We start from the raw sequence: 13101 nt of genomic DNA, 5'->3' as shown, positions 1-13101 counted from the left end.
GGTCTATTCCTTGTCCGTGGCGTGTGGGGTGACAGGCGGGTTGGCGAATTTGAACAGGTAAGAGAAATCAGACTTGAACGGGCTCTTCACCGGCGTCGCCATGGAATGGCAATTCATGCAACTGCTATTGGGCTGGATGTAGCTCTCCATGGTCACGTTGGCCGACAGCGCCGGTGTCGGCTGGCCCAACGGGTTGCTCGGGTTATTGGGCATCAGCGGGCGCTGGGTGGTGATCAGCTGGTAGTACTTCAAGACGCTGCGTTGCAGGCCGGGGTTGGTCTGGTAATTGGCATTTACCCAGCGTGTGGCGTCGGCAATCGGCGTGACGCGGTTAAGCGGGTTCGGCGTCTGGAACGTGGTGCCGGGCTTGGGCACACAGACCAGTTGCGTGCCCTGGGTCTGCCAGTTGCACGGCGATTGGTTGAGCGTGGCGGCCGGGGCCACAGAGTTGTAGTAGGAATACGCCGTACCGGACACCGGTTGATCGACCCACTGGCCATTGACCTTGGCCTTGGGCGGCACGTTTTCGATCTGCTCGAAGGTAGACCAGATCCACTGCGGGTAGCCATTGACCTTGGTGATGATATGCAGGCCCACCAGCCCCAGATACGCCTCGGTCACGCCGGTGCGTTGGCCCTGATTATTGAACGTGGCCACGCGCGCAATCTGCGTCAGGTAATGGCTGGCGTTGTCCCTCGGGGTGAGGATGCGCCAACTCGATTTGATCTCGATCACCCCGTTGGGGAAGCTGGTGTTGCTGGCTTTGGACACCACATTCGCGTTGTAGAAGCGGTTGCCGACAATGTAGTTATAGGACGCCTGGTTGGCCGAGATATCGTAGTAGGTCGGGTTGCCCGCCTGGTCGATCAGCCAGCCACCGACCGCCTGGTCGATGGAGTTGACCAGCGAACTGTTCTTCAGCGCGGCAATATTGATAATGCCCAGGCTGCGGGCTGTCAGCGGGCTGTTCCATGGCCCAGGGTTGGCGGCGCCTGGCAGGAAGATCTCACTGACGGTCTTGTAGGTTTGCCACACGGTGTAGCCCGAATCCCCCGGCTGTTTGTTGCAGTTGGGCGTGCCGCGTTGCCCGTCCTGGGCCGGCCAGTTCAGGGCGACAAACATCTGCCAGCTGTATTGATCGAACTGGTCCTGCGGCGCACTCGCGGCCGGGGCGCTGCTCGGCGGCTGGCAGTTGAGCTGCGTGGCCAACATCGATGGCTGCGGTTCTTCGCGCGCCAGGGCCGGCAGGCTGACCAGCCCCATCAGCAGCAACAGTCGGCTCAAGAAACTGGTGTTCATAGGACACTCCTGTGTGGTGCCGGGCAGTCGTCAGGCCACCCGGCGCTCCTGTGTGTGGCTCAGTGGTAGTCGCTCATGCTCAATTGCACCGGCGGGTAGTTGCGTTTCACCAGGGCGTTCGCCCACAGCTCCAGCACGGCTCGACGGCTTTGCGGCATGTCCCGCGTGATGGGCATCGCCAGGGTGCTTTCTTCCTGATACGGCTTGCTGATCAACACAATCAGTTGGTCCACCGCGCCTTCAATGCGCGACAAGGAATTGAGCGGCATGAACTTGCTCATGATCGGGTACAGGTAATAGAACGGCTGCAGGATGAAGGGGTAGATGAAGGTCTCCCAGATCAGTTGGCCGGCGTTTTCGCGTTGATAAATCAGGTTCCAGGCGTCGACGAAGTTCTGCTGCAACTGCGGCTCCAGCGGCAGCACCCGCAGCGGCGCGAGGAAGTCGGTGAAGGCCGTGGGCAGCGGGAAGCTGAACGGGATCGTCGGGGTTTGCTGACCTTCCTGCACAAAGAAGCGCAAGGTCGGAAAGCCCGGCGCCTGGGCCGTGACGGTCAAGTTGGCGATGCCGTTGGCGTCGGTCTGGATCTTCGCCAGGCTGTATTGCACCGTGCTGTTGAGCGGGTCTTGCAAGGTGCCTTGCATGGCGATCGGGTTGGCGAACGTGAGCGTCGGGCTTAAGGCGACGGCGGCAGGCGTCGGTAAAAATTCCTGGTAGGTCATCGGCGTCGTTTGATCGGCTGACACCGCCAGCCGCGTGGCCATCAATTGGCGACCGGTGCCCTCGGTCACGTGGCTGCGCAGCGTGGTTGCGCCTTGAAATTGCGGCCAATTGGCGCTGTTATTGGCCGGGTTGGCCGGGTCGTTGTTGAACAGCGTGAAGTTGGCCGCGTTGCTGAAGGCCAGGTAATAGTCGGTGGTACACAGCATGTAGGCATTGCCGTATTCGGCCACCCACAACGTGGTGCCGGCAGGCGCGGGCAGGCCGTCGTACTGCACCATCACCTGCAAGGTTCTGGTGTCGCCCACGTCGATAAAGCTGGCGCTCTCGACGACTTCGGCGGTCCACATCTGCTGGGTCGCGGCGATCACGGGCGTGGTGCCGGGTTGTTGCAGTTCCAGGGTTCCGGTTTGCAGGAGTGCCTGGGCGTCCACACCCAACGGCAGGTCGAGGATGCCCGAGCGTTTGTCGAAAGCTGCTTGTTGATAATCGTCATAACCAAAACTGGCCAGCGGGCTGAATTGCGTGCCCTGGCGGATACCAATCTGGTAATTGCCGGCCTGGTATTTGGCCGCGACCGGGATGTCCGCCGCCTTGTCGATCGGGTAGAACGGGAAGGCATTGCCCAGGTCCAGCGACAAGGTGTTGTCGTGGGCCTGCGCCGAGATCACCCCGAGTTGCGCCTGGGTGGCCGTGCCCGGCGAGGTCTTGTAGATGGGCACTGCACCGGCCGGCACCAAGCGCCGGCCTGCGGGAGCGGTGGGGAACTCATCTTCCAGCCACAAGCCCAGGGTGCCGACCGTGCGGCTATAGGCCGGGTTGAAGAAGATATCGCCGACGTTATCCAGCCCCTGTTGGTACATGGCCTGCACCTGGGCCTGGGCTGCGGCGCTGGAGGAGTGAGTGTCGATCGGCGGGTAGTTGTTGAGGATGCCGTTCTTGTCGTAGCACGTCAGGTAGGTCGAAAAACGGAACATCAAGCCCTTGGCATTTTGCTGCGCCATCTGGGTTTGCAGGTTTTGCAGCAAGGCTGAATTACCGATCACCCATTCCAGGTTCTCTTTGGGGAAACAGGTTTGCCAGGTAGTGGTCACGTAGGCCAGGCCGCCGAGGTTGGCCCAGTTGAAGTTGAGAAAGCGGTCGAGCATGCGGAACTGGCGATTGAGCGTCAGGCCGCACTCGGCATTGCCCAGCACCAGTTTGTCGAAGTACAGCGCGGTAAAAGTGTTCTGCCAGGGGCTCACGTCGACAAAGCGCGCCGGCGAGCTGGGCGCACCGCCGAAGGGGTTGCCGAGCAGTTGGAAACTCTGGTTGATCAGCGGGTCCTGGCCCACGTAGCCGCCGCCCGGCAACTCGCCGCCGGTGATCACCGACTGGGTCTGGTTGTAGCTCACGGTGCCGCAGGCGTTGTCGCCGAACAGGTTCCACTCGCCGGGGATCATCGACGTGGTCAACTGCCCGGCGTTGCCCGGCACCTGCATCACGTAGTCGGGCACGCTGGCGGGCGGCAGCGGGGCGATGGTCCAGGGCAACAAGGTGCTGGCGGCGTTCAGCGGGGTGATGTCGAAGGCCTTCAAGAACGGCCAGTTCATCTGCATTTTTACCGCATCGTACAGCGGGTACATGTCGTTGTTGTTGGCAGTCGGCGGGTTCCAGAACATATGGCCGCCCAGGTAGATACGCGGGAAATTCAAGACGCTCATGTGAGGCTCCTTAACGTTGCCACTGGGCGCGTTTGAGCGACCAGACAAAGTCCAGTTTGTGGTAACCGACAAAGTCGGAGGCGGGCAGCGGCGCGGTGGGGTAGACGATGCCGCCGTCTTTGTTCAAGGCGAAATTGAAGTAGCCCTGCTTGGGCGAATAGGCCGCGGTGCCATGGCAGGCAAAACACGAAGACTCACTCTGGAACGCCGATTCCAGCTGGGAGTTGGCGAGCAAAGTGGGCGTGGTGTTGGATTGCACGCCGATCAGTTCGTACTGCGCCAACGCCGGGTATTGGGCCTGGAAGGTGGTGTTCACCGGCTGCGCCGCCGCTGTTGGCCCGGTGCTGTTGGTCATCGGCGCGGCGGGTGCGGCGTTGGTCACCGTGTACTGGCTGTTGTTACGGTTTTCGAAGGTGGTCCACACCCAGTCCGGGTTCAGCTTGTTGATCACATGCAAGCCGCTCAACGCCGCATAGCCGACCTGATACTGCTTGCCCTGCTGGTAGTAGGCCTGGGCAATGTAGTAACCCTGGCTGGCCAATTGTTGCTGGTAGGCCGTGTCATTACCGATCCACAGCCACGCGGCTTTCAGCTCCCAGGCAGTGGAGGGGAAGTTCAGGTCGCTGGTGAGTGCGGCCTGGCCATTCACGTTGTAAACCTTCTGCTGCACGATGTAGTTGAACGTGTCCTGGCCCATCAGCAGTTGGAAGCGCACTGCCTGGCCTTTTTCGGCCGCCGGCACCTGGCCGCCCATTTGCAGGATCAGCCCGTCTACCTGTTGCGTGGCGTTGAGGTTATGCAAGATGCGGTTGGGGTTCATGCCCATCGCCTGGGCCTGGGTCAGCACGGCGGCGGGTGGTGGCACGCTTTGGCCATAGGGCAGCGGTTGGGCGCCGTTAGGCAGGTAAACCTGATCCGACGGTTTCAGGGTTTCCCAGACTCGGTCAGGGCTTTGCGCGCCGGCGGGCTGGTTCAGGCAGGCAAACCAGTTCCAGGCGAGGGTGTCGGGGCCTTGGGTGAAGGCGGCCCGGGTGGCGTCGAGATTGCCTCCGAACTGCAAAAAGTTGCTGCAATCGAAGGGGTTGGTGTCCTGGGCCTGGGCCTGGGCCTGGGCCAATCCGGCCAGGGCACTCAGGACCGTTATAGATAAGGCTCGCCGCATGAAAGCTCCTTGGCATTCGCCAGTTCGAGGTGAGGGCGCCCCAGGAAGTGCTCCAGGAGCAGTTGCTTGACTGCCGTCGCCGCCAGTTGCTGCGGCAACGCCAGGTCGCAATTGGTGATCAGCAGCGGGCCGGTCTGCGCGCTGCCGGGCAGGCGGCCGTGGCTGCCACGGACTAACCCCGTGTCCAGTGGGATCAGGTCCATGTAGTAGCGAAAACCGAGCTTTTTTTGCAGCAGACGGCGCGCCACTTTGAGCTTGGGCAAGCGAATCGCCGGGTTGATAAACAGCTCGACCGGGTCGTAGCCGGGCTTGCGGTGAATGTCCACGGTGCGCGCAAAATCCGGCGCTTTGCGCTCATCCAGCCAGTAGTAGTAATCGAACCAGAACCCGGCAGCGGCCACGGCCACCAGCTCGCCGCTGCGGGAGTGGTCGAGCTGCCAGGTGCGTTGCTCGGCCTTGTCCAGCACCTGCTCGATGCCGGGCTGGCACTGCAACAAGGCTTTAACGCGCGGGATGTCCTGCGTGTGCTTTACGTAGACATGTGCGACCTGATGGTCCGCCACCGCAAACGCCGCGCTGGCGCCGGGGTCGAGCAGTTCCCAGCTCAAGGATTGGCGCACCTGCAACAAGCCTTCGGCGCGCAATACGCGGTTGATCGACACCGACTGCGTGACGGCTTCGATGCCGTACTCAGACAGCAGCATCACCGCCGCGCCCTGGGCCTCGGCGAAGGCCAGCAAACGCCCCACCTCGCTGTCGATGGCGCGCACTTCATCAGCAATCGATGGGTGCTCAGGCCCCACGCGTTGCAGGCTGTAATCGAGGTGCGGCAGGTAGATCAATTGCAGGTGCGGGCGACTGATCTGGAACTCGGCCATGGCGCAATCGACAATCCAGCGGCTTGACGCGATGCCCGCCGCCGGCCCCCAAAAGCCATGGAAAGGGAACTCGCCAATCTGCGCCTCGATCTGCTCATGCAACCCTGGCGGCGACGAATACAGGCCAAATTGTTTGCGCCCATCGGCCGGGTAATGCGGGCGCGGCGTGATGGAGGCGCTCACATCGGCGTACATGTTGTACCACCAGAACAACTGGCTGCAGCGAAAGCCCGGCATTTCACGCTTGAGGGTGTGCCAGACCTTTTCGCCCTGGATCAGCGCGTTGGGTTGCAGCCAGAAACGCACCTCGGCCTGGTCGCGAAAGTACCAGCCATTGCCGACAATCCCATGCTTGGACGGCGGCGCGCCGGTGAGGATCGAGGCCTGCACCGTGGACGTCACGGCAGGGAACACCGGTTGCAGGCTGGCCATCTTGGCGGTCTTGAGCAGCGCGTTGATCTGCGGCGTCGCCTCACCCAGCAGCGAAGACGTCAGCCCGACCACATTGATCAGCAGCAGCGGTTGCTCAGAGCGCATCGGCATACGCCTCCTGCATCAGGGATTGCAGCAGGTTGCGCTGGCGCAATTGGCCCTCGACCCAACGCAGCTCGGCGACGATACCTTCCAGCTGCGCCTGCTCCGTGGTGGGCCGCAGTTGCGCGGGCAGCACGCCCCAGCTGTAGGTTTCCACCTCCAACACCGGGCGAAACTCAGTGTGGGCGGCCAGGTAGTCGAAGGTCTGGGCCAGGGCCACCTGGCTGCCGCGCAGTTCGGGCAACAACAGGTGTTCGCTGAACAGCGGGATATGGAAGTGAATGCGCAGCTCGTTGAACCCGGCGCACGCCTGCAGGGCCGCCGGCAAGTCGGGCCAGGCCACACGGCCGCCCTGTGCATCGAGTGCCTTGACCTGGTGCAGGTAGGTGGCTTCGGCAAAGCTTGCGAGGGTGTTGAGCACGGCTCCGCGCCGAGCGGCATCGTCGGGCGGCAAGTGGCAGATCATCGCATTGGACAGCTGGATCTTGCCCACCTGCACGCCGGTGTTACACAGCCGGTCCAGGGATTGATAACAATCCTCGAACATCACCGCTTGGTGGCACACATCAAAACACAGCGCCAGGTAGGCATGGTTCGGGTCCATGGCCTGTCGACGTTGGAAGAAGGCGATGGTCTGCTCGGTGTTTTCCAGCACACAGTCGGGCTCCATCTCCAGGCAGAACACAATTTTCTTGCCGGTTTTGCGGTGCAGCGCGGCCAGTGCGTCGGTGAGTTGGGTCAGGTGTTCATCGGCGCGCAGTTGCCGCGCTTTGCTCCAGGTTGCGGCATAGCCCAACGGCACCGTGGAAATCACCCCTTGGCAGCAATCGTCGGGCAGGGCGTGGGCAAGAATGCGCGCCAGGTCCAGGCTGTAAGCCAGCCGCTGCGGGTCGGCCCAACTGGGCAAATACACCTCGGCCTTGACCGCGCCCTGGTGGAAATCGCCGTAGGGAAAACCGTTCAGCGAGGTCAGGCGCACGCCGCTTTGCTTGAGTAACTGCACAAACTGCTTGCGTGCCGAGGCGTGCTGTAATTGTGCCGCCGCCTGAGCGCAGATCCACAGGCCGCTGTCTTGTTGCTCCAGCCCGCGCAAGCTGCGCACACCCTGAAAATGCTCGGTGATGGAGGCGCGCAGCGCGGCCAGGTCACGGGCCGGGTGCACATTGCTGCAATAGCCGATCTGGCTGGCCGCCCAGCCGTTGGCGGCGCTCATTTGACCACCGGGTCCTGGCCACGCAGGGCCGAGTTTTCCTGCCATTGCTTGCGCTGGTCGATGGGCAGCGGCGTGCTCACCAGTGCCTTGTCGAGCTGGCCGCTCTGGGCAAAAAAGTCCACCGGGTTATGGAACAGCACCTGTTCGACCTGGGCTTGCGTGAACCCGGCCGCGAGCATCGCCTGGCCGGTCTTGGGCACCTTGAGCGGGTCACTGATGCCCCAGTCTGCCGCGCTGTTGACCACCATTTTTTCGGTGCCGTATTCCTGCAGCAACGCGACCATGCGCTGCTCGGACATCTTGGTGTTGGGGTAGATCGAATGGCCGCGCCAGCAGTCGCTGTCGAGCACCAGCGGCAAGGTCAGTTCGTTGAGGTGGTCGATGATCACCAGGTGTTCGGCAATCCCCACTTCGCGGATCACGGCAAGGGTGCGTTTGGTGCCGCCGATCTTGTCGCGATGCGGCGTGTGTACCAGCACCGGCAGGTTGAATTGCTTGGCCAGCTCCAGTTGTGCGGCGAGGAAGCGGTCTTCTTCAGGGGTGATGTCGTCATAGCCGATTTCTCCCACCGCCACCACGCCATCCTTGACCAGATAACGCGGCAGCATCTCCAGCACTTCATTGGCAATCGACAGGTCATTGGCCTCCTTGGGGTTCAGGCCGATGGTGCAGAAGTGATGGATGCCGAACATGCTCGCGCGAAAGCGTTCCCAGCCCAGCAGCGTGTCGAAATAGTCGACGAAACTGCCCAGGCTGGTGCGTGCCTGGCCTTGCCAGAACGCCGGTTCGATCACCCCGGTGATGCCGGCGGCGGCCATGTTCTGGTAGTCGTCGGTGGTGCGGCTGACCATATGGATATGCGGATCGAAATACTTGAGCATGGTGAATCCTCGTCAAGGGAAGGCGATGTGCATCAGTTCAGGTAGGCGTGCCATTCGGGTGGCAGGCTCAGGCCGCGCAGGCGCTGCAGTTGCGCCGGGCTGAGCAGGTCAAAGGCGATCGCTTTGGGCAAACCAGGGGACACGGTGCGCGAGGCCGCGAGCTGTTCGTCGAGCAGGTCGAGGGCGAGCTGGTTGAGCGTCACGCTGTGGTGCTGGGCCAGGTTCACCAAACGGCCGATGTCGAGGCCCATGCCGAGCGCCTTGAGCACCAGTTGGTGAAAGGCGCGTTCCGGGTAATGACGTGACGGGTAGGCGGTGTCGAGGGCCAGGGCGGCAAACACCTGGGGGTTGCTGGTGCGTCCGGCCTGCAACGCGAGTTCCAGGCACAGCCCGTCGCTGTCGAGCCAGTCGAGGGCACTAAGCAGGGCGCTTTTTTCCTGATCGTCGCCCCACAGGAACAGTTGGCGCAGCAGCGGCAGGTGTTGCTCTGTCGGGGTGTGTTCCAAAGCCTTGGCTACCACCAGCGCACGTGCTGGTGCGACAACAGCGGCGGGCAACTGGCGTTTGCACTGGCCGCTGAGCAGCGCTGCAGTGGCGGCATGCGGTTGTTCTTCAAGCTGTGCATGCGCCTGCAACCACCACTGCAGTTGCGTGGCATCCAACTGTTGAGTGAGGCCCAAGCGAAAGTCGGCGAGGTTATCCGGGCGCATGTTCATGTCGGCTTGATCCAACGCTGAAAGTGGGGAAGCAGGAAAAACACCAGCACACATAACAGGCTGCCCAATGGTTGGTTGGCCACCGCCAGCACCAGTGCATCGAACAACGGCAGCGCGGCTAAACCTGCGCCGATAAACGCACGCACCTGGCGCTGTTGCGGGTTGGCCAGGTGTTTCCAGTAATGCCAGCCCAACCAGCCAAGCCACAGCAGCATTACCGGCCAGAACCACAGGTTGTTGGAGTAGATCGCCAGCGCCAGCGGGCTGAGCATCAACAGCAGTGGCAAGCGGCTGATCAGTTGGTTGCGATGCTCCTGGCGGGCCAGGTAAGTCAGGCCGCTGATGTACACGCCAAGCAGAATCGCGCACAGCCAGATCGGCTCCGACGGGACCGCCAGGCTGGCGGCGGCCGTGAGGTACAGCGCCGAGCGGCAGGCGCCCATCAGCCACACGCTGTGGGCGTATTTTTTATGCAGCAGGTTGTAGCCAAAGATGCAGCCCACCAGCAGCACTACGCCGCCGAGCAGCCAATGTGGCGCGTCGATCAAGCGGCTCAGGCCCAGCACCGCCGCTGCCGCGAGCACCAGCAGCAAGGTCGTGGCCAGGCCGACTTGCTGGCGGCTGGCAAGTCCCAGGGTGATGGGGCGCGGGTTGTGGTGTTGCGCGTCCCAGTCGGCATCGAGCAGGTCATTCAAGAACATCCCGGCCAGGTACAGCAGCGACAAGGTGATCAGCAGCAGCACCCACACCAGCGACGAGGGCGGCGCCAGGGCCCCGGCACTGCTGGCGAGCAGGGCGGCGGCCAGGGTGTTGGTCCACACCGTGGGCAGGTTGGACACGCGGCCGAGGGTCATCCAGGTTTTCATCGGGCTCATCGCGCGTAGCCCTCGGTGGCAGGCAGTGCCGGGCGGCTGTGGGCCGCCAGCCGTTGCAGCGCCGCATGCATCTTCGCGCTGTCGATTGCATGCAGGTCCACCGATTGGCCGATGCCGGTGAGCATGGGGATCGACAGTTGCCCGCCCAAGTGCTGGCGAAATTCTTCCAGGCCGAGCAACAGCGGCGAGCGGCCTTGGGCATCGGTCGCACTCAATTCCGGCGGGCACAGGTTGAAGCCCAGCGTGTCCAGCAGGTTCATCACCCGTTCGGTCTCGGTATCGCTCAACAGGCCCAGTGCGTTTGCGTAAAGCCCATCCAGGGCCATGCCCACGGCCACTGCTTCGCCGTGCCTCAGCCGGTGATGGCTGAGGTTTTCCAGCTTGTGCGCGGCCCAGTGCCCGTAATCCAGCGGGCGGCCGTTGCCGCGTTCGAACGGGTCACCAGCCCCGGTGATATGCCCCAGGTGCAGCTCGGCGCAACGGCGAATCGCATAGCGGCTGGCCGCGTGGTCAAAGTGGGCGAGGGCGCTGGCGTTGGCTTCCATCCACTCGAAGAACGCGGCGTCCTTGATCAGCGCCACTTTCACCGCTTCAGCCAGCCCGGCGATCTGGTCGCGGCGGGTGAGGCTGGTGAGCAGCTGGAAGTCGTTGATCACCGCGTTGGCGGGGTAGAACGCGCCGAGCAGGTTCTTCTGGCCGAAGGCATTGATGCCGTTTTTCACGCCAATGCCGGCATCGTTCTGGGCGAGCACGGTGCTGGGGATACGGATCAGCCGAATGCCCCGGTGAAAGGTCGCGCAGGCGTAACCCACCGCATCCAGCACCGCGCCGCCGCCCAGGGCCAGCACGTAGCAATGCCGGTCCAGGCCGTGTTGCAGCATGTCGCTGTAGAGCTGCTGCAACACCTCTGAGGTCTTGCTCAGTTCACCGGCCGGCACCGCGATGGGCGTGGCGAGCAGCTGCAGATCGGCATGGGCCGCGAAGTAGGCGTCGATCTGTTCGCGCAACGCCGGGGCGCTGTGCAGCAGTTGCTCATCGGCGAACACCATCACCGTGACGGGTGCACTGTGCTGGGTGATGAGTTGGTGGTGCAGGCACGGGTTGAGCGGATCGAACAGGTGTTCGGTGAAGATCACCGGGTAGTCGTAAGTCACCTCGAACCGCCCGTGCAAAGGCTGGTCGACTTTGGGCTTGCGCTTGAGCAAGCTGTAGATCGCCACAAACGCCAGCGGCAACACCATGCTGGCCAGCACCGTGACCAGCAATGAATTCTGCTCGATCAGGAACGTGCCAATGGCCGTGTAAGCCAGCGCCAGGCCGGCATTGGCCAAGGTGGTGATCAGCAAAAAGGCCCGCAGCGGATAGCGCTGCATCCCGGCGGCCACCACCGAGGTTTCCGCCAACACCGGCACACCGCGCAGGCAAATCAACGACAGCGTGCCCAACCGGTACGCCAACTGCCCGGGCGAGCGCTGATGCAAGCCAAGGCGGCCCGACAGCAAACGAAAATAACCGGCGCCCAGGGCATACCCCAGGCCTGCGCCCAGGCATAGCCCGATAAAGATCACCAGGTAACCGCCAACGCTGCCGAGCATGGCCACCGCCAGCAACGCCACCATGCTCGACGGCACCGGCAGCACCACGTCCAGCGCGAGCAGGGCGACCAGCAACAGTGCCAGGTTAAACGCCTGGGCAGGCGTAGACGGTTGGTACAGGTTGAGGTGAATCAGGAAGTCTTGGATCTGTTGTTCAAACAACAGGAAGCTGGCAATCACCAGCACAGAAAAGCACACCAATGACAGCCAAAAATGTTCGGCTGGGCCCTTTTTCGTGAACGCACGATACCGCTGGCTGCGCTTCATCAAAGCATCCCTTTTGAGTGTTGAGACTTAAATTCCGTGTCTGTGCTTGCGCTGTTTTTAGAGCAATAAAACCCCTCACCTGGCGGGCAGGTTTTGTGCGTAATGGCTGATGGCTTTCACGGTATTCATGAACGTAGCCGGTTGTGGTTGTTTTGCAAGTTTGTGCGGAAGGGAGTTTGAAAAGGGCGTTTTAGAGGAGAAGGTTTAGCGGTGATTATTCAACATTTACAATTAGTTGTATGGCTTTTATGGCAGCGTCAAGAAGCTGTTGTTGATGACCGTTGCAAGTAACAAGTTGAGTTCAAAAACGCGAGGTTTGTTTGGTGAATTATTGCGGCTGGCTATAACAAGTTTATGCGCGCGTAGTTGTCGAGAACTATTCCGTTTAATGCAGCGGCATCCAAATAACTCAAATACTCAGCAGGTCCATTGTGGGAGCGGGCTTGCTCGCGAAAGCGCAGTGTCAGTCAGCACAGGTGTGGCTGACCCACCGCATTCGCGAGCAAGCCCGCTCCCACATTTTTTTTACCGCGTTTAAGCCATTGCCTTGGCAGGTTTCAGGCACTCGATAGAGCGATCCACCGTGGTGCGGGCAAGCTCCAGCAAATGCCACACCGCCAGAATCTTCGCCCGTTCGGGGCTGGCGAGCATTTCACTGCAATTGAGCGTGGTGGCCGAAGCGCTGTCGAGCAGGCTGGCGGTGTAGAGCAAGGCGTCTTCAAAGCTCAGGTCTTCGATAACGCTGTGAACGCCGGGGGTGGGCAGGTAATGGTCGAGGGCGCGGTTGAAGGCGGCGCGGTCTTTGGCGCAATTGCGGGGTGGGTCGGGAACGACTTTTTTCATGGTGTAACTCCTATTGAACCATAGAGCTACCACCAGCGCTGCTAAACGAGGGTGGTAGCTGTACGCGGGTTAGCAGACCGGTCAATAGGAAAACCAGCGCACCCGAAGGTGCCCCACGCACAGCCACCATAAACGCAGCGGTGAACCGTGTTCCTATTGAAGGCAGGCTGCTAAACCCGATCACTGATGAGCAGTGACGGATCGCAGACTAGCCATCGATTCCAACAGGCACAAGGCGGCAGGGATTGTCTAGGAAACGTCCTGCAATTAAAAGGGACACGCCTTGCTGGCCCTTTACAAACCATGTCGAAAGGCCACTGACTGATCAGCCACACGGAGCAGCGCCACAGATCCAATGTGGGAGCGGGCTTGCTCGCGAAAGCGTAGTGTCAGTCAGCACAGGTGTGGCTGACCC

Annotated in this window: 10 protein-coding genes; all 10 read right to left on the bottom strand. The window is 61.8% G+C overall.

What is annotated here, in order from left to right; translation table 11 throughout:
- Window positions 1-3: 3 nt before the first annotated feature.
- Window positions 4-1299, bottom strand: coding sequence for a hypothetical protein (locus ACTD9P_RS09120; protein ID WP_438867462.1), 1296 nt, complete (start codon window positions 1297-1299; stop codon window positions 4-6).
- A 59-nt stretch (window positions 1300-1358) separates the two neighbouring features.
- Entirely contained in the window at window positions 1359-3722 is a 2364-nt protein-coding gene (locus tag ACTD9P_RS09115; RefSeq protein ID WP_438867461.1) for a hypothetical protein, read from the bottom strand.
- Between the two features lie 10 nt (window positions 3723-3732).
- Entirely contained in the window at window positions 3733-4884 is a 1152-nt protein-coding gene (locus ACTD9P_RS09110; RefSeq protein WP_438867460.1) for a hypothetical protein, read from the bottom strand.
- Window positions 4863-6299 (bottom strand): alkaline phosphatase family protein, encoded by a 1437-nt coding sequence (locus tag ACTD9P_RS09105; protein ID WP_438867513.1) that lies wholly within the window; start codon window positions 6297-6299, stop codon window positions 4863-4865. The genes ACTD9P_RS09110 and ACTD9P_RS09105 overlap by 22 nt, the downstream gene beginning before the upstream one ends.
- A complete protein-coding gene (eboE, locus tag ACTD9P_RS09100) occupies window positions 6289-7509 on the bottom strand; it encodes a metabolite traffic protein EboE (RefSeq protein WP_438867459.1) in 1221 nt (406 codons plus the stop codon). Before eboE ends, ACTD9P_RS09105 begins: the two co-directional genes overlap by 11 nt.
- Complete coding sequence (locus ACTD9P_RS09095; protein WP_438867458.1) at window positions 7506-8390, bottom strand: TatD family hydrolase; 885 nt, start codon at window positions 8388-8390, stop codon at window positions 7506-7508. The genes eboE and ACTD9P_RS09095 overlap by 4 nt, the downstream gene beginning before the upstream one ends.
- A gap of 32 nt (window positions 8391-8422) precedes the next feature.
- A complete protein-coding gene (locus ACTD9P_RS09090; RefSeq protein WP_438867457.1) occupies window positions 8423-9106 on the bottom strand; it encodes an EboA domain-containing protein in 684 nt (227 codons plus the stop codon).
- Window positions 9103-9972, bottom strand: coding sequence for a UbiA family prenyltransferase (locus tag ACTD9P_RS09085; protein ID WP_438867512.1), 870 nt, complete (start codon window positions 9970-9972; stop codon window positions 9103-9105). The genes ACTD9P_RS09090 and ACTD9P_RS09085 overlap by 4 nt, the downstream gene beginning before the upstream one ends.
- Before the next feature lie 5 nt (window positions 9973-9977).
- Window positions 9978-11843 carry a 3-dehydroquinate synthase gene (locus ACTD9P_RS09080; protein ID WP_438867456.1) on the bottom strand — a complete coding sequence of 622 codons (1866 nt, stop codon included), beginning with the start codon at window positions 11841-11843 and terminating at the stop codon, window positions 9978-9980.
- Between the two features lie 534 nt (window positions 11844-12377).
- A complete protein-coding gene (locus ACTD9P_RS09075; RefSeq protein WP_017136535.1) occupies window positions 12378-12686 on the bottom strand; it encodes a DUF6124 family protein in 309 nt (102 codons plus the stop codon).
- Between the last annotated feature and the right edge of the window lie 415 nt (window positions 12687-13101).

The organism is Pseudomonas onubensis (assembly GCF_965653655.1).
Classification (GTDB): domain Bacteria; phylum Pseudomonadota; class Gammaproteobacteria; order Pseudomonadales; family Pseudomonadaceae; genus Aquipseudomonas.
Note: the sequence above shows the minus strand (reverse complement) of the source record. Positions and strands in the feature narration are given on the sequence as shown.

What these genes read in the sequence shown, in the direction of transcription:
- ACTD9P_RS09120 (WP_438867462.1), bottom strand. Translation starts at nt 1,299, where the DNA reads ATGAACACCAGTTTCTTGAGCCGACTGTTGCTGCTGATGGGGCTGGTC.
- ACTD9P_RS09085 (WP_438867512.1), bottom strand. Translation starts at nt 9,972, where the DNA reads ATGAAAACCTGGATGACCCTCGGCCGCGTGTCCAACCTGCCCACGGTG.
- ACTD9P_RS09110 (WP_438867460.1), bottom strand. Translation starts at nt 4,884, where the DNA reads ATGCGGCGAGCCTTATCTATAACGGTCCTGAGTGCCCTGGCCGGATTG.
- ACTD9P_RS09090 (WP_438867457.1), bottom strand. Translation starts at nt 9,106, where the DNA reads ATGAACATGCGCCCGGATAACCTCGCCGACTTTCGCTTGGGCCTCACT.
- ACTD9P_RS09115 (WP_438867461.1), bottom strand. Translation starts at nt 3,722, where the DNA reads ATGAGCGTCTTGAATTTCCCGCGTATCTACCTGGGCGGCCATATGTTC.
- ACTD9P_RS09075 (WP_017136535.1), bottom strand. Translation starts at nt 12,686, where the DNA reads ATGAAAAAAGTCGTTCCCGACCCACCCCGCAATTGCGCCAAAGACCGC.
- eboE (WP_438867459.1), bottom strand. Translation starts at nt 7,509, where the DNA reads ATGAGCGCCGCCAACGGCTGGGCGGCCAGCCAGATCGGCTATTGCAGC.
- ACTD9P_RS09095 (WP_438867458.1), bottom strand. Translation starts at nt 8,390, where the DNA reads ATGCTCAAGTATTTCGATCCGCATATCCATATGGTCAGCCGCACCACC.
- ACTD9P_RS09105 (WP_438867513.1), bottom strand. Translation starts at nt 6,299, where the DNA reads ATGCGCTCTGAGCAACCGCTGCTGCTGATCAATGTGGTCGGGCTGACG.
- ACTD9P_RS09080 (WP_438867456.1), bottom strand. Translation starts at nt 11,843, where the DNA reads ATGAAGCGCAGCCAGCGGTATCGTGCGTTCACGAAAAAGGGCCCAGCC.